This window comes from Salipiger sp. (genome assembly GCF_059781815.1).
In genome coordinates, this window is record NZ_JBYNAH010000075.1 from 1 (window position 1) to 20,404 (window position 20,404).

Sequence of the window (20,404 nt, forward strand, 5' to 3'; positions counted from 1 at the left end):
GACCTGGTGCGCGAGACCACCGAGCTGATCCCCGGCGCACAGTTCCGGCTGATCCGCGGCGCCGGGCACCTTGCCTGTGTCGAGGCCGCAGACGCCTATGCCGGGGCGCTGACCGAGTTCCTGACCGCGCAGGGCCACCTCTGATGGCCCGCTTCCTGCTGGTGCACGGCGCCTCGCACGGAGCGTGGTGCTGGCGCGACGTGGTACCGGCGCTCGAGCGCCTCGGCCACGAGGTCCGGGCCATCGACCTGCCGTCGCACGGGGACGATGCCACGCCCGCGGCGCAGGTCGGCCTCGAGGACTATATCGGCGGCATCCTTGCCGCGCTGCCCGAGCCCGCCATCGTGGTGGCACACAGCATGGCCGGCGTGCCCGCCAGCGGCGCGGCCGACCGGGCCCCCGAAAAGATAGCGCGGCTGGTCTATCTCTGCGCCTATCGGCCCGAAGACGGCGACAGCGTCGCCTCTCTGCGCCGAGCGCAAGAGCAGCAACCGCTGCTGCCGGCGATCCGGCGCGATCCGGAGGGTCAGACCTTCCACTTCGATGCCGAAATGGCGCCCGGGCTGTTTTACCACGATTGCAGCGCCGCCGACCGCGCTTTTGCGCTGGCACACCTGACCCCGCAGTCGATCCGGGCCCAGGCAGAGCCGGTCCGCCTGAGCGGGCGGATCACTGCGGTGCCACGCAGCTACATTCTCTGCAGCGAGGACCGGGCGATCCCGCCCGCGAGCCAGCGGGCGATGGCGTCCGCCCTGCCCGCGTGCGATATCCACGAGCGGCCATGGTCGCATTCGCCCTTCCTGTCCGACCCGGAGGGGCTCGCCGCGCTGCTGGCCGATATTGCCACGATCTGAGCCTCGCATACCGCTAGCCAAGATTATCTTAAAATACTATAGGTTGCATTGCCAACCGACGAGGACCACATGACCGCGACCCCCTTCGACAGCGCCCACCTGCACAAGCTCTTCGCCGCCGGCGAGCTGGGCAAGCTGTTCTCCGACAGCGCCGAGATCCGCGCGATGATGATCGTGCTGGGCACGCTGGCCAAGGTCCAGGGCGCTGCAGGCGTCATTCCCGAGACCGCGGCCCGCGCGATCCACCGCGCCGCGCTCGAGCTTCAGATCGACCCGCGCGGGCTGGCCGAAGAGGCCGCGAAGGATGGCAGCGCGGTGCCGGCGCTGGTCAGCGCCTTCGCCGGTCTGATGCAGGCGCCGGAATATGCGCAATATCTTCTGCATGAGACGCGTCCGCGCGATATCGAGGACAGCGCCCTGATGCTGCGGCTGCGGCAGGCGCTGGCGATTTGCGAAACCGAGATCGAGGCGCTTCTGGTCCAGCTCGCGGCGCTGGCGCGCAGCGAGCGGCAGCCCTGCGCGGCGCTGTCCTGCGGACGCTCGCTGCTGCCGCTGCGCGATGCCTTGCCGGAACTGCGCGAGCGCGCGCTCTGCGTCTCGCTCGGGGGCGACACGGCGCTGCGCGCCGCAATGGCCGAGGCGCTCAACCTCGCCGATCCGGCGCGTGACTGGGCCGAAGAACGCAGCGGCCCGCGCGCCATCGCAGACTGGGCGGCGCAGCTGACGCAGGCGCTGGCGCTGATCCGCGCCCCGGGCGAAACCAGCACCGAGGCCTCGGCGCTGGCGGCACTCTGGGTGCATTCCTCGGCCATGCGCAGCATGTTCCCCAGCGCCCAGAGCGGAGCTGCGGCGCGCTTCACCGAGTGGCTGGCGCTGCCTCAGCTGATGCTCGGGACAGGCGCGGCGCTGGCGCATGCCCGCGCGCTGGCCGATGCGATGATGCGGAGCGATGCAACGGTCGGGAGCAAGGCGCTGGAGCCCGACGCGCTCGAGCGCTTCATCGCCGCGGCGACGCGAAGCTAGGCAGATCCGGGACCCGATCTTGGCAATCGCGCGCTTGTCAGCGGCGCGGCGCGGCCTTATCTCGCATTCCCTGCGCATCGTGCTATATATGCTGCATTCGCAAAGTGAGCCCGCACCGTGACCGATCAGACGACGATTGCCCCCCCGCCCGAGGAAATGGCCGAGAACGCGCGCAGCGCGGCGGCCTTCCTGAAGACGCTTGCCCATGAGGGCCGGCTGATGATCCTGTGTCATCTCGGATCGGGCGAGAAGTCGGTCGGCGAGCTCGAACAGCTGCTCGGCACGCGGCAGGCGGCGGTGAGCCAGATGCTGGCGCGCCTGCGCGAGGAAGAGCTCGTCACCACACGGCGCGAGGGCAAGACGATCTATTACAGCCTCGCCGATGAGGATACCGGCCGCGTCATCGGCCTGCTTTACGAGATCTTCTGCGCCCGCGGCGAGTGCTGACCCGGCATAGCGACCTCGTTCCAACTGCGCGGGCCTTGCGGCAATCGCCTGACTTCCGCGTTATGTGAAGATTACCCGAAGCCGGGTCATTACCTCATGTCGGCTGGATTTGCGGGGCTGTCGAGACCGTCGCCCCGACGCTCGTTCCGCTGCGGACCATTCATGGCATCGGCTCTCCGTTGCCGAGGGCAGAGCCTTGCTCCCCTCCCGACCCGATGTCGCGACGCATCGGCGACCTGATCACACAAAAACAACGATCCGCGATGCCGTAGAAACCCCGGCCATCCATCGCTGCGGCGCGCCCCGCGGGCATCGGACACCCTCAGCCCGCCAGCATCGCCTTCAGGGCCGGGAGCACGCCCGCCGCCAGCATGCCGACGATCACCCCGGCGATCACGCGCAGCACCGGGCCGCCAATCCTCGGGCCGGCCCAGCACAGGACTCCGCAGATGATGGCGTAATAGACGAGACTGACCGGATCCATGCTACCCTCCCGTTCCCTGCAGAGCAGGGTAGCACAGTTTCGGAGAATGCGCCGCGCTCAGGCGTCGCCCGGCTCTTCCGAGAGCAGCGTCATCAGCTCGCCCTTCATCTGCTCGAGCTCGTCGCGGTAGCGCGAGGGGGCGAGGCTGCTGAGCGCGGCGTCGAACTCGGCCAGAAGCTGTGCCTCGGCATCCTCGACCGCGCTCATCATGTCGTCGTCGATCTCCTCGAAGAGCGACCGCAGCGATACGGCAGTGCGGTTGACCGCCGCGCGCACGCCGCCGGACCGGTCCGGTTCGCCGCCGAGCGCGGTCATGATCGCGGTGATGCGGTCGCATTGCTCCACGTGAAGGCCCCGGAACTTCAGCGCCACGTGGCGGAAGCCGGGCTCGGCCTTCTCGGCCATCTCCTCGAACCAGGCATGGGTCTCGGCGCTGCGCGACAGCAGGTCCTGCAGCGTGGAAAGCTGGTCCGCGGTGGCGGTGATGGGCTGGGGCTCGGTCATTGCGAAGTCCTCCGGAGACATGCCGAAAACGCGCAAGGATGCGCGGGGTTCCCGCCTAGCCCAGCGCTGAGACCGCGCGGGCGAGGGTATTGAGGCCGGTCACCAGATCGGCCTCGTCGGTATCCTCTGCAAAATCGTGGCTGATGCCGCCGATCGAGGGCACGAAGAGCATCGAGACCGGCATCAGCCGGGCCACGTTGGTGGCGTCATGCAGCGCGCCCGAGGGCATCACCCGCCAGTTGCCCGGCGCCTCGGCCTCGGCCGCAGCCTCGAGCGCCGCACGCAGGCCCGGGTCCATCGCCACCGGGTCGAGCCCCAGCATCGGGCCGAACTCCAGCCCCATGCCGTGATCGGCGGCGATCTCGGCGGCGGTGTCGCGGATGATGGTTTCCATCCGCGCCAACCGGTCGGCATCGCCGTCGCGCCACTGCACCGAGAACCGCGCCCGGCCGGGCACGATCGACGGCGCGTTGGGATGCAGCGCGACATGGCCGATGGTCCAGACGGTCTGCGGCGTCACCACGTTCGCGAAACGCTCGCGCAGCGCCGCGTTGAAGGCCGAGAGCGCCTGGAAGGCATCGCGGCGCAGGTGCATCGGCGTGGTGCCGGCGTGGTTCTGCTGGCCGGTGAAGCTCACACGCATGTCGCGGATGCCGACGATGGCATCGACCACGCCAAGCTTCTCGCCGCTGGTGTCGAGCACCGGACCCTGCTCGATATGCATCTCGATATAGCCCGAGAACCGCGCCGGATCGACGAAATCGCCTCGCCGGTCGCCAAAGCGGGCGCGGGCCTCGGCAAAGCTCACGCCCTGCGGGTCGTGCAGCGCGTCGGCGCCGTCGAGCGTCTGGTTGCCGCCCCAGACCGAGCTGCCGGTGGTGACGCCAAAGCGCCCCTCCTCGTCGGCGAAGGACACCACCGAGACCGGCGGCCCGCCGGCCTCCTGCGCGGCGCGGGCCACTTCCAGCGCCGCGATCACGCCCAGCGCGCCGTCGAGCCAGCCGCCCTCGGGCTGGCTGTCGGAATGCGAGCCCATCAGCAGCGAGCGCCCCTCGGCGAGGCCGAAGAGCGAGCCCACCGGGTCGAATTGCGGCACGAGCCCCGCCTCGGACATGCGCCCGGCGAGCCAGTCGCGCGCGGCGATGTCCTCGTCCGAAAAGCCAGGGCGCGTGACGCCCTTGCCGACGCCCGAGGCGCCGAACTGGCGCAGGGCATGCAGGTCTTCTAGAAAACGCTTGGGATCGACGGGCAGCATGGCGGCTCTCCTTCCGGGGCGGACCCTGAGCGCCACGGCCCGCGATGTCAAACGCCCGGGCGGCCCGGGCCGGGCGTCAGGCGAGAATTGCCTGCATCTTGGCACGTTCGTCGTCGGGGATCGGTGTCGGACGGGTCTCGGGATCGACGAGCACATGCACGAAGAAGCCCTCGACACAGGCGGTCTCGTCGTCTTCCCGGAAGATGCCGATCTCGAACCGGACCGAACTGTTGCCGAGCTTGCCGACCCGGATCCCGGCTTCGAGCCTATCGGGGAACCGCGCCTCGGCGTGGTAGGTGCAGCCGCTCTCGACCACCAGAAAGCGCAGGCCGCCCTCCTCGGCGATCTGCATCCCGTTCTCGATCTGCCAGAGGCTCACCACGGTGTCGAAATAGGACAGGTAGACGACGTTGTTGATGTGGCCGTAGGCGTCGTTGTCCTTCCAGCGGGTCTGGATCGGAAAGAAAGCGCGATAGTCTTCGCGGCGAGAGGGCGGTTTGCGGGTCATCCGGATCTCAGGGCTCTGAAGGCCGCCGAGGCGCCCCAGCCCGCCGCGATGGCGAGCACGAGGGAGAGCAAGCCGTAAAGCGGCGGCTGGTTGCGGGACAGATTGAAAAGCCAGCGTTCGAGCCCGACCTTGCCGACCTCGAGCTCGGAGCTGTACTGCGACACCACGCGCCCGCCGCGCGTCAGCAAAACGCGCACCGTGTAGGTGCCCTCGACGATGTTGGCGGGCATTGTAATCTCGGTGTCGAACAGGGTGGATTCGCTGAACGTCACGGTCACCGGGCGCTGCTGATAGAGGCTGCGGCTCTCGCGCAGGCGGATCAGCGCCTCGGTGAAGCTTTGCGAGTCGGTGATGTTCATCGGCGCGCCGACCGAGCGGATGGCGCGATTGACCGAGACCTTGTGGCGCAGATCCTCGACTTCGGAGATCACCTCCGACCACGGGCCAGACGTGGCCACCGCGTAGAACGACGGCGCGGCGTCGATCTCGACCGCGTCGGTGTTGACCCAGATGCCGAAGCGGCGGGCCCTGCGCCAGACGGTGACCGGGGTCACCGGCCCCGAGACCGTGACGATGACCTCGAGCGGCGGGTCGGTGCGGATCTCTCTTTCACGCTTCACCGCGCCGAAGATCAGCAGTTCGGAGCCGTCGAAATCGGCGGTGATCGAGACCCGGTCCTTGCTGAGGCCCATGACGACCTCCTCGGCCCGGGCCGGCAGGGCGGCGAACGCCAGCAGGAGGAGCAGCAGCCGGATCATTGCGCCCCCAGCTCGTAGAGATCGGCCGGCGTCAGGAACAGGTCGAGCGCCAGCTTGCCGCAGACCAGCAGCACCAGCGAGGCGAGCAGGATGCGCAGCTGCTCGGCCTTGAGCTTGGTGCCGAAGGCGGTGCCGAACTGCGCCCCGATGACGCCGCCGATCAGCAGCACCAGCGCCAGCAGGATGTCGACCGTGTAGTTGGTGACCGCGTGCAGCATGGTGGTGAAGGCGGTGACGAAGATGATCTGGAACAGCGAGGTGCCGACCACGACCTTGGTGGGCATGCCCAGCAGGTAGATCATCGCCGGCACCATGATGAAGCCGCCGCCCACCCCCATGATCGCCGACAGCACCCCGACCGAAAGCCCGACCATGACCGGCGGGATTGCCGAGATGTAGAGCCCGGAGGTGCGGAAGCGCATCTTCAGCGGCAGGCCGTGCACCCAGCCATGGTGCCGGCGCTTGGGCGGGCCGCCCCGCTTCGAGCGCCGGAGCGCCCGCAGGCTCTCGACGAACATCAGCGAGCCGATGATGCCAAGGAAGACGACGTAGCAGATCTTGACCAGCAGATCGACCTGACCGACCTGCTTGAGCAGGTTGAACACCCACACGCCCAGCGCCGCGCCCACGAGGCCGCCGGCCAGAAGCACCGTGCCCATGCGCAGATCGACGGTCTTGCGCTTGAGATGCGCCAGCACCCCCGAGACCGAGCTCGCGACGATCTGATTGGCGCCGGTGGCCACCGCGACGGCGGGCGGGATGCCCATGAAGAACAGCAGCGGCGTGATCAGAAAGCCGCCTCCGACGCCGAACATGCCCGAGAGCACGCCGACCAGCCCGCCAAGGCCGAACAGCAGGAAGACGTTGACCGAAACCTCGGCAATGGGGAGGTAGATCTGCATGATCCATCTTTGAAACCGGCGGTCCGATTTGGCAAGCATCCGGGCGGTGCGGCGCGCGGATCGCGGCGCGGCTGTGCCAGCGCTGCCGATTTTCTGCCGCGCGGCTCGGGCGGGCAGGCCCGCCCCTCAAGGCTCAGACCGGGCGCAGCCCGTCGAGAAACAGCCGGATCGCCCGCTGCCGCCGCAGCGCCTTTGCCGCCGGATCGGGGATCGCCAGATCCGGGCGCAACAGCCGGTGCAGCGCATCGCCCATGACCATGTCAACCAGCAGCTCCGCCGCCTCCTCTGCGGTCATGTCGTGCAATCCGAGCGCCCCGGCGGCGGCTTCCTCCCGAAGCTCGGCGGCGACGTAGCGGATCAGCGCCCCGCGCCCCTCTCCATCCATCTCGCGCGCGATGCCGGGATAGATCGGCGCCTCGGCAACCACCGCCCGCAAGAGCTCCAGCGGCGCCTGCTCGAAGGTCGGCGCATAGTTCACCGTCAGGATCTTGCCCAGCCGATCGCAGAGCGGCAGCGCCTTGTCGGCGGCGCTGAGCGGGCGGAACAGCGTGCGCCCGATCCGGGCGAAGGTCGCCCCCAGAAGTTCCTCGCGGCTGGCAAAGATGGTGTAGAGCGTGCGCTTCGACATCCCCGCCTTGCGCGCGATCCCCGACATGCTGATGTCCTCGAGCCGGCACTGCATCAACAGCTCGATCACCGCGTCGAGCACCATGGTCTCGCGGGTTTCGTGGTCTATCTGAACCGGGCGGCCCCGCCGCCGGGCCGGCGTGTCATCGCGAGTCGATGAATGGTCTGGCACTTGCACATCTCCTGTGCCGCAACGCAGAGAAAAATCCGCCTTCCCCGTCGCGGCGCGCTTTACAAAACTACACAGTTTCCATATCGCCGTTCAAGACCGATCCGCCTTTCGGCGGCCTTTTGCCTTCTTTGGAGTGCCCTTATGCTCAGAGGACTTACCCGCAACCTGCGCCTTGTCACCGCCGCGCTGGTCACGGTCGCTGCCACCCTGCCCGCGGCGGCGCAGCAAGGCGGCGAGCGCCCGCCGCAGCCGGTGACCGTGGTGACGCTCGAGGCCTCCGACGTGATGCTGACCTCGACCCTGCCGGGCCGCGTCGCCGCCTCCGGCGTCGCCGAGGTCCGCCCGCAGGTCAACGGCATCATCACCGAGCGCCTCTTTGAGGAAGGCGCCGAGGTGCAGCAGGGCGACGCGCTCTACCGCATCGACCCGGCGGTCTACGAGGCCGCAGTGGCCGCCGCCGAGGCCTCTCTGGCGCAGGCTCAGGCCACCCTAAGCTCTGCCCAGCGCGATGCCGACCGTCAGGAGGAGCTGCGCCAGCGCAACGTCGCCAGCCAGCAGAACCTCGACGATGCCTTCGCCGCGCGCGACGTGGCCGAGGCCTCGGTCAAGGTGGCGCAGGCCAACCTGCTCTCTGCCGAGATCGACCTCGAGCGCACCACCATCCGCGCCCCGATCAGCGGCGCCGCCGGCCTCAGCGAAGTGACCAAGGGCGCGCTGGTGACCTCCGGCCAGTCGACCGCGCTGACCACCCTCCGTCAGCTCGATCCGATCTATGTCGACGTGACCCAGTCCGCCGCCGAGATGCTGCGCTGGCGCCGCGCCGGGCAGGATGTCGAGACCGAGGGCAACGGCCTCGTGGCGCTGACGCTGGCCGATGGCGAGACCTACGAGCATACCGGCCGTCTCGCCGCCGCCGAGCCCTATGTCAACGAGCAGACCGGCGTCATCGTGCTGCGGCTCGAGTTCCCGAACCCCGACCAGTTCCTGCTGCCCGGCATGTATGTCCAGGTCGAGATGCCGCAAGGCATCGTCGAGAATGCCATCCTCGCGCCGCAGGAAGGCGTCACCCGCGACCGCCGCGGCCGGCCCATGGCGATGGTGGTCAACGGCGACAACGCCGTCGAGACCCGGCAGCTCACCGTGCAGCGCGATCAGGGCAACGCCTGGGTGGTGACCGAGGGGCTCGCCCCCGGCGACCGCATCATCGTGGCCGGGCTGCAGAAGGTCTCCGAAGGCATGACCGTGTCGCCGCAGGAACGCGCCGCCGCTGCGGGCGAGGAGGCTGCGGACGCGGCCGAGGAGCCCGCCGCCGAGACCGCCAACGAATAAGCCGCGCCACGAGCGCCAGGAGTCCCTTATGGCCCGTTTCTTCATCGACCGTCCGGTCTTTGCCTGGGTGATCTCGATCCTCATCATGGGCATCGGCGTGCTGTCGATCCTCACCCTGCCCATCGCGCAGTATCCCCAGATCGCACCGCCCTCGGTGCGGGTGAGCGCGACCTATCCCGGCGCCTCGGCGCAGACCGTGGCCAATACCGTCACCCAGATCATCGAACAGCAGATGACCGGGCTCGACGGCATGCGCTACATGTCGTCCTCCTCGACCTCCGCCGGCACCGCCTCGATCACCCTGACCTTCGAATCCGGCACCGATCCCGACGTGGCGCAGGTGCAGGTCCAGAACAAGCTCAGCCAGGCCACCGCGCTGCTGCCCGAGACGGTGCAGCGCCAGGGGGTCACCGTCGAGAAGGCCTCATCCTCCTTCTTCATGGTGATCGGCCTGATCTCCGAGGATGGCCGGCTCGAGCAGGCCGATCTCTCGGATTACCTGAACTCCAACCTCGTCGACGAGTTTGCCCGCATCGAGGGCGTCGGCGGGGCGCAGGTCTTCGGCGCGCAATACGCCATGCGGATCTGGCTCGACCCGTCCAAGCTCGCCGCCTTCGAGATGACGCCTTCGGATGTGGTCAGCGCGGTCTCAGCGCAGAACGCGCAGATCTCGGCCGGCTCCTTCGGCACCCTGCCCGCCCCCGAGGGCCAGCAGCTCAACGCCACCATCACCGCGCAGTCGCTGCTCTCCACCCCGGAGGACTTCCGCAACATCGTGCTGCGCACCGAGACCAATGGCGGCCTGGTGCTGCTGCAGGACGTGGCCGAAGTCGAGATCGGGGCCGAGAACTACGCCACCATCGCGCGCTACAACGGCCAGCCCTCCTCGGGCATGGCGCTGCAGCTCGCCTCCGGCGCCAACGCGCTCGACACCTCCGAGCGGGTGAAGGAACGGATCGAGGAATATTCCGAGTTCTTCCCCGAGGGCGTGGACTACGTCATCCCCTACGACACCACCCCGTTCATCGAGATCTCGATCCACGAGGTGCAGAAGACCCTGATCGAGGCGATCGTGCTGGTGTTCTTCGTGATGCTGCTGTTCCTGCAGAACCTGCGGGCGACGCTGATCCCGACGCTCGCCGTCCCGGTCGTCATCCTCGGCACCTTCGGCATCCTCGCGATGGCCGGCTTCACCATCAACACGCTGACCATGCTCGCCATGGTTCTGGCCATCGGCCTGCTCGTCGACGACGCCATCGTGGTGGTTGAGAACGTCGAGCGCATCATGGAGGAAGAGGGGCTCTCCCCGCGCGAGGCGACGCGTAAGTCGATGGGCCAGATCACCGGCGCCCTGATCGGCATCGCGCTGGTGCTCTCGGCGGTGTTCGTGCCGATGGCCTTCTTCCCGGGCTCGACCGGGGTGATCTACCGGCAGTTCTCGATCACCATCGTCTCGGCCATGGCGCTGTCGGTGCTGGTGGCGCTGACCCTGACCCCGGCGCTCTGCGCCACGCTGCTCAAGTCCAAGGACGCGCATCACAGCAAGCGTGGCCCGTTCGGCTGGTTCAACAGGGGCTTCGACAAGACCGCAGACGGCTATCGCGGCACCGTGAGCTACCTGATCAAGCGTCCGCTGCGGATCATGCTGGTCTATGCCGCGCTGGCCGGTGGCATGGTCTACCTGTTCAACAACACCCCCACCGGCTTCCTCCCGGACGAGGATCAGGGCATCCTGATGACCCTCGTGCAGGGGCCGACCGGCGCCACCGCCGAGCGCACGCTCGACGTGGTCGAGCAGGTCGAGGCGCATTTCCGCGAAAACGAGGCGGACAATGTCGAATCGGTGTTCGGCGTCGTCGGCTTCTCCTTTGCCGGTCAGGGCCAGAACATGGGTCTCGCCTTCGTGCGCCTGAAGGACTGGGAAGAGCGTCAGGGCCCCGGCCAGAGTGTGCAGGCCGTCGCCGGCCGCGCCTTCCCCGCCTTCATGGGCATTCAGGACGCGATGGTGTTTCCCATCGTGCCGCCCTCGGTGATCGAGCTCGGCAACGTCTCGGGCTTCGACTTCTACCTGCAGGCGCAGGCTGGTCAGACCCACGAGCAACTCCTGAACGCCCGGAACCAGCTGCTCGGCATGGCCTCGCAAAGCCCGCTGATCGGGTCGGTTCGACCTTCGGGTCTCGAGGACGCGGCGCAGTTCAACCTCGATATCGACTGGCGTGCCGCCGGCGCGGTGGGCGTCTCGCCCTCCGATGTGGGCAACGTGCTGTCGATCGCCTGGGCTGGGCAATACGTGAACGACTTCAACGACAACGGCCGCATCAAGCGGGTCTATGTGCAGGGCGAGCCCGACAGCCGCGCGACGCCGTCGGACCTGCAGAAATGGCGGGTGCGGAACTCGAACGGCGATCTCGTGCCCTTCGCCAACTTCACCTCCGAGGACTGGGCCTACGGTCCGCAGGGCCTGAGCCGCTACAACGGCATCCCGGCCATGCAGATCCAGGGCTCGCCCTCTGCCGGCGTGACCACCGGCGAGGCGATGGCCGAGATCGAACGCCTCGTGTCGCAGCTGCCGCCGGGCTACTCGGTCGCCTGGACCGGCCTGTCGCTCGAGGAGCGCGATTCCGGCGGTCAGGCCCCGCTGCTCTATGCCCTGTCGCTGGCGGCGATCTTCCTCTGCCTCGCGGCGCTCTACGAAAGCTGGACGATCCCGTTCTCGGTGATGCTGGCGATGCCGATCGGCGTGCTCGGCACCATGGGTGCGGCCTACTGGTTCGGCTTCGAGAACGGCGTGTTCTTCCAGGTCGGCCTGCTGACGGTGATCGGCCTCACGGGCAAGAACGCCATCCTGATCGTCGAGTTCGCCCGTGAACGCTATGATGCGGGCGAGGAGCTCATGGCGGCGGTGGCCGAAGCGGCGAAGCAGCGCTTCCGCCCGATCATCATGACCTCGCTGGCCTTCTCGCTGGGCGTGGTGCCTCTGGTGCTGTCCTCCGGCGCCGGCGCCGGCGGCCGCACCGCGGTGGGCTCGGCGGTGCTCGGCGGGACCATCACCGGCACCGTGCTGGGGGTGATCTTCGTGCCGCTGTTCTTCGTCGTGGTGCAGCGCATCTTCGGGCGCAAGAAGGCCAAGGCACAGGCAGAACACGCCTGACCCGGCCCTCTGCGGAGGCTTGGGAAACGCGCCGTCCGGACCTCCGGGCGGCGCGTTTTTCTTTTCCACAGGGCATTTTGCCCCGCCCTCTGGACAGCCGGGAAGCGCGCTCCATATTCATATTCAGCAAAACAAATGTAACAACCGCCCGCGCCTCCCCCGCGGGCAAGCGATGAGGACCAAGATGACCCACAGCCCCACCGTGAAGAGCTTCTGGGATGAAGCCACCGGAAGCTGGCAATACGTCTTTCACGATCCCGCCACCATGAAGGGTGCGATCGTCGACCCGGTCTGGGACTACGATCCCCAGGCTGCCGCCACCACAACCGAGAACGCCAAGAAGATCCTCGCCTATATCGAGGAAACCGGCATCGAGATCGTCTGGATCCTCGACACCCACCCGCATGCTGACCACTTCTCTGCGGGCCCCTGGCTGAAAGAAAAGCTCGGCGCCCCCACCGGTATCGGCGAGAAGGTCACCGGCGTGCAGAAGCTCTGGCAGAAGATCTACAATCTCGGCGCCGATTTCCCCACCGATGGCAGCCAGTGGGACCGGCTCTTCGCCGATGGCGAGGAATTCATGGTCGGCGAGATCCCCGTGCGGGTGATCTTCTCGCCCGGCCACACGTTGGCATCGATCACCTATGTCGCCGGCGACGCGGCCTTCGTGCACGACACCTTCATGATGCCCGACAGCGGCACCTCGCGCGCCGATTTCCCCGGCGGCTCCTCGGCGGATCTCTACGAGACCATCCAGAAGATCCTGTCCCTGCCCGACGACACCCGGCTGTTCGTCGGCCATGACTACGCCCCCGAGGGCCGCGACGCCGCCTGCTGCGCCACCGTGGCCGAGCACAAGGCGTCGAACATCCATCTCAAGGACGCGCCTTCGGAGGAAGAGTACCGCGCCGTCCGCGACAAGCGCGACGCCACCCTGCCGCTGCCCAAGCTCATGCTCGCGGCATTGCAGATCAACATCCGCGGCGGGCGCAAGCCCGAGCCGGAGGATGACGGGCGGCGCTACCTGAAGATCCCGCTCGATTACTTCGAGCCGCGCTGACGGGGGGGCGGTGTCCCGGCCTTGCTCGGCAGCGGACAGGGCGGGATGCCTCCGGCGGGAGTGTTTTTGACGAAGAGAAGATAGGGGCCTTTTGCCCCGCGCGGGGCGCGGGCGGATGGTTGAATGAGGGCAGAGAGGGCGGTGCAGGGGCGCATTGGCCGCCCGCCCCTTTCCCCCTGCGCGGCGATCCGCTAAGAGCGGCGCGATACGTGACACCAACACGGGCGGCTTCGCGATGAAATTCACGCTTTCCTGGCTGAAAGAGCACCTCGACACCACAGCCTCGGTCGACGAGATCACCGAGGCGCTGACCGATCTCGGGCTCGAGGTCGAAGGGGTCGAGAACCCCGCCGAGCGGCTGGCAGCCTTCACCATCGGCAAGGTGCTCAAGGCCGAGAAGCACCCGGACGCGGACAAGCTCCGGGTCTGCACCGTGATGACCGACGAGGGCGAGAGCCCGATCATCTGCGGCGCGCCCAATGCCCGCGAGGGCATCACCGTCGTCGTCGCCAAGCCCGGCACCTACGTGCCCGGCATCGACACCACCATCCAGGTCGGCAAGATCCGCGGCATCGAGAGCTTCGGCATGATGTGCTCCGAGCGAGAGATGGAGCTCTCGGAAGAGCATGACGGCATCATCGAGCTGGCCTCGGGCGAGGTCGGGCAGTCCTTCACCGACTGGCTGGCCGAGAACGATCCCGCCAAGGTCGACCCGGTGATCGAGATCGCCATCACCCCCAACCGGCCCGACGCGCTTGGCGTCGAGGGCATCGCCCGCGACCTCGCGGCGCGCGGCCTCGGCACGCTGAAGCCGCTTGAGCAGGTGACCGTCGCGGGCAGCTTCCCCTGCCCGATCTCGGTGACCATCGAGGACAGCGCCAGGGAGGGCTGCCCGGTCTTCTATGGCCGCGTGATCAAGGGTGTGAAGAACGGCCCCTCGCCGCAATGGCTGCAGGACCGGCTCAAGGCCATCGGCCTGCGCCCGATCTCCTTCCTCGTCGATGTGACCAACTTCTTCACCTTCGACCGCAACCGCCCGCTGCACGTGTTCGACGCCGACAAGGTGCAGGGCAACCTGCGGGTCCACGCGGCCGAAGGCGGCGAGACCCTCGAGGCGCTCGACGAGCGGACCTACACCATGGAGCCGGGGATGATCCTGATCTCCGCCGACAGCGGGCCCGAGAGCCTTGGCGGCGTAATGGGTGGCGAGCCCACCGGTGTCAGCGACGAGACCATCAACGTCTTTCTCGAGGCGGCTTACTTTGACCCGATCCGCACCGCCTACACGGGGCGCGGTCTGAAGATCAATTCCGACGCCCGCTACCGTTTCGAGCGGGGCATCGACCCGGCCTCGGCAGAGACCGGGATCGAGGCGGCGACCAAGATGATCCTCGAAATCGCCGGCGGCGAGGCCTCCGAGGTGGTGGTCGCAGGGAAGACCCCGGACGTGAGCCGCGCCTACAAGCTCGACACCGACCGCGTGGTGAGCCTCGTCGGCATGGAGATTCCGGCGGAGGAGCAGCGCGCCACTCTGGAAGCGCTCGGCTTCACGCTCGAGGGCGACATGGCCCATGTGCCGAGCTGGCGCCCGGACGTGATGGGCGAGGCGGACCTGGTTGAAGAGGTCGCCCGCGTGGCCTCGCTCACCAAGCTCAAGGGCCAGCCGATGCCGCGCCCGCAGGCCGGCGTCCCGGCGCCGATCCTGTCGCCGATGCAGAAGCGCGAGCAGATCGCGCGCCGCACCGTGGCCGAGCTCGGCTACAACGAGTGCGTCACCTACAGCTTCATCGACAAGGCGGCGGCAGAGCTTTTCGGTGGCGGCGACGACGCCACCATGCTGGCCAATCCGATCAGCTCGGAGATGAGCCACATGCGGCCGCAGCTGCTGCCGGGCCTGCTGCAGGCGGCGGCGCGCAACCAGGCGCGCGGCTTTGCCGATCTGGCGCTGTTCGAGGTCGGCGCGGCCTTCCACGGGGGCGAGCCGGAAGAGCAGCACACCCAGATCACCGGCCTTCTCGTGGGCCGCAGTGGGCCGAAGGACGTGCACGGTGCCTCGCGCCCGGTCGATATCTTCGACGCCAAGGCCGATGCCGAGGCGGTGCTTTCGGCGATCGGCGCGCCGGCCAAGATGCAGATCCTGCGCGGCGCCGAGGCCTGGTGGCATCCGGGCCGTCACGGCAAGCTTTGCCTCGGGCCCAAGAAGGTGCTGGGCGTGTTCGGCGAGATCCACCCCAAGGTGCTGGCCGAGCTTGGCGTCAAGGGCCCGGCGGTGGGATTCACGCTCTACCCCGCCGAGATCCCGCTGCCGCGCTCCAAGGGCTCGGGCCGTCCGGCGCTGAAGCTCAACGACCTGCAGGCGGTCGAGCGCGACTTCGCCTTCGTGGTCGATGCCGACGTGTCGGCGCTCGATCTGGTCAACGCCGCGGCGGGCGCCGACAAGGCGCTGATCGAGGAAGTCCGGGTGTTCGACGAGTTCATCGGCGGCAGCCTCGGCGAGGGCAAGAAATCGCTGGCGATCACCGTGCGGCTGCAGCCCTCCGACGCGACGCTGAAGGAGAAGGACATCGAGGCGGTCGGCGCCAAGATCGTCGAGAAGGTGACCAAGGCCACCGGCGGCACGCTGCGCGGCTGAGGCAAGCTGTCCCTGACATGAGAAAGGCGCGGCGGTCAGTTACCGGCGCGCGGACATTGCTGGCCGTAGGCGCAGACGCCCGGCGTCTGACCTTGCACATGGCGCATGCCCATGCCGTTGCCGGCGCCATTGCCCGGCCCAGCGCCCTGGCCCTGACCGCGCTGCACGCCGGCGCCCGGGCCGGCCTGAAGCTGGGCGCCGTTGCGCGGCTGCACCTGACGGCCCTGTTGCTGCCCCTGCCCCATCATCTTCTGCGGCTGGCGGACCTGCTGCTGGATCTGCTGTTGCTGCTGATACTGGCGGCTCATGCCCGCTTGCGCGAAATCGCCCTTCGAGACACGTCCGTCGCCGTCGCGATCCATGCCCTGCACCCAGGCCCTGGCGCCGCCGACGAACTCGTCGCGGCTCACCCGGCCATCGCCGTTGCGGTCATTGGCCTTGAGCCCCATGCCATCGGCGATGCCCTGCATAAGGCCCTTCCCGCCGTCGGGCATCCCGGCCATGTCATTGGCGCGGGCCTCGTCGAACACGGCGTATTCCTGCGCGTCGAGCAGGCCGTTCTCGTCGGCATCGAAGCTATAGAAAACGTCGCCACGGCGGGTCTGTGCCTCGGCCTGTGTCACGACGCCATCGCCGTCGAGATCCCAGTTTTCGATGAAATGTGCCCCCGGCTCCTGCGCGGTTGCCGCTCCGGCAAGCGCCATGGAGGCGGCGAGGGCGGTGGCTGTGATGAAGCGTGCCATCTGGCTTCCCTTTCCCGTATTGCATTCAGTTACCCGAATACAACGCGGGGCGCCGGCGTTTCCGCCGCGCCCCACCGGAAAAATTCTGCCGCTCAGCCCTCGGCGGTCAGCTCGTCGAAGATCGCCAGCGCCTTGGCGGCGTAGCTCAGCCCCGGGCCGCCGGCCATCTGCACCGACATGCCCAGCACGTCGACCAGCTCCTCGCGGCTCGCGCCGGCCTTCACCAGCGCGTTTACATGCGACAGGATGCAGCCCTCGCAGCGGATCGCCACGGCGATGCCGAGCGCCACGAATTCCTTCTGCTTCTTGCTCAGCGCGTTATCGACGGTCGCCGCCTTCTGCAGCTCCATGAAGCCGGCGAAGGTCTCGGGCATGGCCTTGCGCAGCTCGCGCATGTAGCCCGCATTGGCGGCGATCTGGTCCTTGAAGCTCATGGCCTCTCCTTTCATGCAAATCGTTTGCATGTCTAAGAGCATGCAGCCCAGCTGCTCTCCTTGATCGAAATCAGGGCCGGCGCGGAAAGCCCCCTTGCGTCACATGCAGACCTTCAAAGACGTCAGTGAAACGCGCGGAGCGCCTGTTTCCACAGCACTTTCCGCACGTCCGGTCGCAAGAACCGGGAAAACCTCCGCAGGACAGTCAACCGCCCTTGGCCGAGCGCACGGATCGGCGCTACCAAGCGCGAAATGCCGCCGCGCCTGACGTGGCATCCCCTGCCAGACGGAGCCCAAGATGAGCGACCACAAGATCGAGCGCATCTGCGTCCACCGCGTGTTGATCCCCGGCAAGGCGGTGCATTCGCACGGCATCGGCGACGTGGCGGGCATCCACGCGGTGATCCTCGAGGTGATCACCGACACCGGCCTGACCGGCTGGGGCGAGGCCTCGCCCTGGCCCGCCTTCACCGGCACCGCCGAGGGCACCGTCGCGGCGCTCTACACCTATATCCGCCCCCATCTCATCGGGCAGGACCCGGTGCAGGTCGAGCGCCACATGCGCGACGCTGAGGCGCTGGTGGTGGGCCACCCGGAGGCCAAGGCGGCGCTCGAGATGGCGCTGCTCGACCTGACCGGGCAGATCTCGGGCCTGTCGGTCTGCGAGCTGGTGGGCGGCCGGATGCGCGACGACATGGGGCTGAGCTTCTCCGTCGCAAACCCGGATTTCGGCAAGGATCTCGAAGACGTGGCGGCGATGTGGGCCGAGGGCGTGCGGATCTTCAAGATCAAGACCGGCTTCAAGAGCCACGCCTTCGACCTGATGCGGCTCGAGAAGCTGCGCGAGCTCTATGGCGCCGAGGCCGACCTGCGCATCGACTACAACCAGGGCCTGCCCGCCTATGACGCGGTGCGCTGCATCCGCGATCTCGAGGCCTTCCGCCCGACCTTCGTCGAGCAGCCGGTGAAGATGCACGAGCGCGAGGCGCTGGCCCATATCGCCCACGTGATCGAGACCCCGATCATGGCCGACGAGTCGGTCTTCGGCGTGCGCGAGGCAATGTACGGCGTGCAGATCCGCATGGCCGACATCTTCTCGCTGAAGGTGATGAAAAGCGGCGGCATCCGCCGCGCGCTCGAGGTCAACGCCATCGCCCGCGCCGCCGGGATCGAAGTCTATGGCGGCTGCATGTTCGAGACCGGCCTCGCCCATGCCGCCGGAGCCCAGCTGATGGCGGCGCTGCCCGAGCTGCGGCTCGATTGCGAATTCTACATGTCGACCTATTACGCCAGCGAAGACATCCTCACCGAGCCCTTCCCGGTGCGAAACGGCCGGGTGCACGTGCCCAAGGGGCCGGGCTTGGGCGTCTCGGTCGACCCGGCGATGCTGGCGAAATACGCCCAGGCCGAGGCGCTCGGCTGAAGCCTCAGCCGAAGAAGGCCCGGCGCAGCAGGTTCAGCGCCGCGACCAGCAGCACCCAGAGCGTGATCTTGCGAAACGCCGCCTGGTCGATGCGGTCATGCACCTTCATGCCGAGCCACATGCCCGCCATCGACGGCACCACCAGGAGCAACGAGAACCAAACGGTCTGCGCGTTGAGCACCCCCGAGACCGTGTGCGCCCCGGTCAGCGACAGCGCGCCAAGCCCGTAGGCCACGCCCTGCACCCGGATCTGCTCGCGCTTCTCGGTGTCGATGGCGGTGAGATAGGCCACCATCGGCGGCCCCCAGACCCCGGACATGCCACCGATGAAGCCGGCGACCGACCCGATCACCGCCTCGGCCCAGCGGTTCTGCCCGTTCTTCAGATGCGGCCGCCAGCCGGCGATCTGCATGATGCAGAACAGCGCCACCGGTCCGCCGATCATCGCCAGCAGCACCGGAACCGGCAGCACCCGCACCAGCTGCGACGAGATCAGCAGGCAGAGCAGCCCCGCACCCAGAAACACCCGGAACCGCTTGATCGAGGCGAGCGCCGCGCCGAACCCCTGCTGCAGCGCCTGCACCGCGTTGCTGATCAGCGCCGGGAGGATCAGCCCGGCCAGCGCCAGCTCGGGCGGCAGGAAGCTGCCGAGCCCCGAGATCAGGATCATCGGCAGGGCGAATCCCACCATGCCCTTGATCAGCCCGGCCAATGCCGCGATTGCGAAAGCCAGGGCGAGCGCCTGCGGCGAAATCAGGGTGAATAGCATCTCCATAAGCCGCTCATATCATGCCCGTTTCCCCTCTGCCTCTGAAATCATTGCGCAATAATAGAACCTTCGTACACCCACACGGGTATTTTTGTTGCGCTGCACCTGCGAAATCGCTATCCCCTCCAAGACCCAGGAGAAGGAAGTGATTCATGGCACATGACGGACAGGACATCGCCCTCGGCCAGAGCATCCTGCTTGATGATCTCACCGGCCTCACCAAGGCCGCCATCGCCCCCGCCGAGGCCGTCCTCGAGGCCGCCCGTGCCGCGGTGCGCGCGCTGATCGAGGAGGATGGCCGCGTTTCGGGCAAGCTGATCGAGGAGAACCAGTTTGCCGCCCACGGGCTTGCCTGGCTTGCCACCTATGTCGAGAGCCTGCGCCAGATGCAGTACTGGGCCGACAAGCTCAGCGGCGAGGGCGGCTTTGGCGAGGTCGAGCAGCTGATCCACCAGATCGCGTTCGGTGAGTATCTCAACCAGATCGCCGGCGGCATCCAGATGAACCAGGGCGAGATGGTGCGCCTGTCGGACCTGGGCGTCAGCCCAGAGGCCGCCGCCGCGCTGCGCACCGACGCCACCGAGACGCTGATGGCCCACGGCAACAGCCAGGCCGCCCGCTCGCGCCTCGTCGAGCTGATGCAGGAGCGCTCGGCGGAGATCACCGTCGGCAAGACCGCGCTCGACGAAGAGCTCGAGATGATCCGCGAGCAGTTCCGCCGCTACGCCGTCGACAAGGTCGAGCCCTTCGCCCACGAGTGGCACCTCAAGGACGAGCTGATCCCGATGGAGATCATCGAGGAGCTCGCCGAGATGGGCGTGTTCGGCCTCACGATCCCCGAGGAATACGGCGGGTTCGGCCTGTCGAAGGCCTCGATGTGCGTGGTCTCGGAGGAGCTCTCGCGCGGCTATATCGGCGTGGGCTCGCTGGGCACCCGCTCGGAGATCGCCGCAGAGCTGATCATCGCCGGCGGCACCGAGGAGCAGAAGCAGAAATGGCTGCCGGCGCTGGCCTCCGGCGAGAAGCTTCCCACCGCGGTCTTCACCGAGCCCAACACCGGCTCGGACCTCGGCAGCTTGCGCACCCGTGCGGTGAAGGACGAAAACGGCGACTACACCATCACCGGCAACAAGACCTGGATCACCCACGCCGCGCGCACCCACGTGATGACGCTGCTGGCGCGCACCGATCCCTCGACCGACAATTACAAGGGTCTGTCGATGTTCCTGGCCGAGAAGACCCCGGGCACCGATGAAGAGCCGTTCCCGACCGAGGGCATGACCGGCGGCGAGATCGAGGTGCTGGGCTACCGCGGCATGAAGGAATACG

General features: G+C 67.8%; 19 protein-coding genes. 9 read left to right on the top strand and 10 right to left on the bottom strand.

The genetic code is table 11. The annotated features are described in order from the left end of the window. The first annotated feature begins 143 nt into the window (after positions 1 to 143). The 3 genes from AC6RA4_RS10755 (at position 144) to AC6RA4_RS10765 (ending at position 2,324) form a co-directional block, all read left to right on the top strand. The gene (locus AC6RA4_RS10755; RefSeq protein ID WP_500160158.1) at positions 144 to 854 is read left to right on the top strand and encodes an alpha/beta fold hydrolase; all 711 of its coding nucleotides are present in this window, start codon (positions 144 to 146) and stop codon (positions 852 to 854) included. A gap of 69 nt (positions 855 to 923) precedes the next feature. Then, positions 924 to 1,877: a lyase family protein gene (locus AC6RA4_RS10760; protein WP_500160160.1), complete on the top strand. Its 954-nt coding sequence runs from the start codon at positions 924 to 926 to the stop codon at positions 1,875 to 1,877. Between the two features lie 156 nt (positions 1,878 to 2,033). After that, positions 2,034 to 2,324 (top strand): metalloregulator ArsR/SmtB family transcription factor, encoded by a 291-nt coding sequence (locus AC6RA4_RS10765; protein WP_500160190.1) that lies wholly within the window; start codon positions 2,034 to 2,036, stop codon positions 2,322 to 2,324. 322 nt (positions 2,325 to 2,646) lie between these two features. Here the strand turns inward: AC6RA4_RS10765 and AC6RA4_RS10770 are convergent, their stop codons facing one another. From AC6RA4_RS10770 to AC6RA4_RS10800, 7 genes are all read right to left on the bottom strand, one after another. Then, a complete protein-coding gene (locus AC6RA4_RS10770; protein ID WP_500160162.1) occupies positions 2,647 to 2,808 on the bottom strand; it encodes a hypothetical protein in 162 nt (53 codons plus the stop codon). Between the two features lie 57 nt (positions 2,809 to 2,865). After that, a complete protein-coding gene (locus AC6RA4_RS10775; protein WP_500160163.1) occupies positions 2,866 to 3,312 on the bottom strand; it encodes a DUF2383 domain-containing protein in 447 nt (148 codons plus the stop codon). Positions 3,313 to 3,367: 55 nt separating this feature from the next. Then, the gene (locus tag AC6RA4_RS10780; RefSeq protein ID WP_500160165.1) at positions 3,368 to 4,567 is read right to left on the bottom strand and encodes a Zn-dependent hydrolase; all 1,200 of its coding nucleotides are present in this window, start codon (positions 4,565 to 4,567) and stop codon (positions 3,368 to 3,370) included. Positions 4,568 to 4,643: 76 nt separating this feature from the next. Next, complete coding sequence (locus AC6RA4_RS10785; RefSeq protein WP_500160167.1) at positions 4,644 to 5,075, bottom strand: acyl-CoA thioesterase; 432 nt, start codon at positions 5,073 to 5,075, stop codon at positions 4,644 to 4,646. Continuing rightward, a complete protein-coding gene (locus AC6RA4_RS10790; RefSeq protein WP_500160168.1) occupies positions 5,072 to 5,833 on the bottom strand; it encodes a TIGR02186 family protein in 762 nt (253 codons plus the stop codon). The genes AC6RA4_RS10785 and AC6RA4_RS10790 overlap by 4 nt, the downstream gene beginning before the upstream one ends. Next, a complete protein-coding gene (locus tag AC6RA4_RS10795) occupies positions 5,830 to 6,735 on the bottom strand; it encodes a sulfite exporter TauE/SafE family protein (RefSeq protein WP_500160170.1) in 906 nt (301 codons plus the stop codon). The genes AC6RA4_RS10790 and AC6RA4_RS10795 overlap by 4 nt, the downstream gene beginning before the upstream one ends. Positions 6,736 to 6,868: 133 nt before the next feature. Then, positions 6,869 to 7,534: a TetR/AcrR family transcriptional regulator gene (locus AC6RA4_RS10800; protein WP_500160172.1), complete on the bottom strand. Its 666-nt coding sequence runs from the start codon at positions 7,532 to 7,534 to the stop codon at positions 6,869 to 6,871. A gap of 141 nt (positions 7,535 to 7,675) precedes the next feature. Here AC6RA4_RS10800 and AC6RA4_RS10805 point away from each other — a divergent pair, with 141 nt between their 5' ends. From AC6RA4_RS10805 to pheT, 4 genes are all read left to right on the top strand, one after another. After that, positions 7,676 to 8,863 carry an efflux RND transporter periplasmic adaptor subunit gene (locus tag AC6RA4_RS10805; protein WP_500160174.1) on the top strand — a complete coding sequence of 396 codons (1,188 nt, stop codon included), beginning with the start codon at positions 7,676 to 7,678 and terminating at the stop codon, positions 8,861 to 8,863. A gap of 28 nt (positions 8,864 to 8,891) precedes the next feature. Then, entirely contained in the window at positions 8,892 to 12,014 is a 3,123-nt protein-coding gene (locus AC6RA4_RS10810) for an efflux RND transporter permease subunit (protein ID WP_500160176.1), read from the top strand. A 184-nt stretch (positions 12,015 to 12,198) separates the two neighbouring features. Next, positions 12,199 to 13,074: an MBL fold metallo-hydrolase gene (locus AC6RA4_RS10815; RefSeq protein ID WP_500160178.1), complete on the top strand. Its 876-nt coding sequence runs from the start codon at positions 12,199 to 12,201 to the stop codon at positions 13,072 to 13,074. 235 nt (positions 13,075 to 13,309) lie between these two features. Beyond that, entirely contained in the window at positions 13,310 to 15,706 is a 2,397-nt protein-coding gene (gene pheT / locus AC6RA4_RS10820) for a phenylalanine--tRNA ligase subunit beta (protein WP_500160180.1), read from the top strand. A gap of 35 nt (positions 15,707 to 15,741) precedes the next feature. Here the strand turns inward: pheT and AC6RA4_RS10825 are convergent, their stop codons facing one another. Together AC6RA4_RS10825 and AC6RA4_RS10830 are read right to left on the bottom strand one after the other, a co-directional pair. Next, complete coding sequence (locus AC6RA4_RS10825; protein WP_500160181.1) at positions 15,742 to 16,449, bottom strand: EF-hand domain-containing protein; 708 nt, start codon at positions 16,447 to 16,449, stop codon at positions 15,742 to 15,744. Between the two features lie 92 nt (positions 16,450 to 16,541). After that, entirely contained in the window at positions 16,542 to 16,883 is a 342-nt protein-coding gene (locus tag AC6RA4_RS10830; protein WP_500160183.1) for a carboxymuconolactone decarboxylase family protein, read from the bottom strand. Positions 16,884 to 17,181: 298 nt separating this feature from the next. Between AC6RA4_RS10830 and AC6RA4_RS10835 the strand changes: the two genes are divergently transcribed. Next, positions 17,182 to 18,306 carry an enolase C-terminal domain-like protein gene (locus AC6RA4_RS10835; RefSeq protein ID WP_500160185.1) on the top strand — a complete coding sequence of 375 codons (1,125 nt, stop codon included), beginning with the start codon at positions 17,182 to 17,184 and terminating at the stop codon, positions 18,304 to 18,306. A gap of 4 nt (positions 18,307 to 18,310) precedes the next feature. Here AC6RA4_RS10835 and AC6RA4_RS10840 read toward each other — a convergent pair whose 3' ends face one another. Next, positions 18,311 to 19,081, bottom strand: a complete 771-nt coding sequence (locus tag AC6RA4_RS10840) for a sulfite exporter TauE/SafE family protein (RefSeq protein WP_500160186.1) — start codon at positions 19,079 to 19,081, stop codon at positions 18,311 to 18,313. A 146-nt stretch (positions 19,082 to 19,227) separates the two neighbouring features. Here AC6RA4_RS10840 and AC6RA4_RS10845 point away from each other — a divergent pair. Further along, a partial coding sequence (locus tag AC6RA4_RS10845; protein ID WP_500160188.1) for an acyl-CoA dehydrogenase family protein occupies positions 19,228 to 20,404 on the top strand: 1,177 nt, incomplete at its 3' end.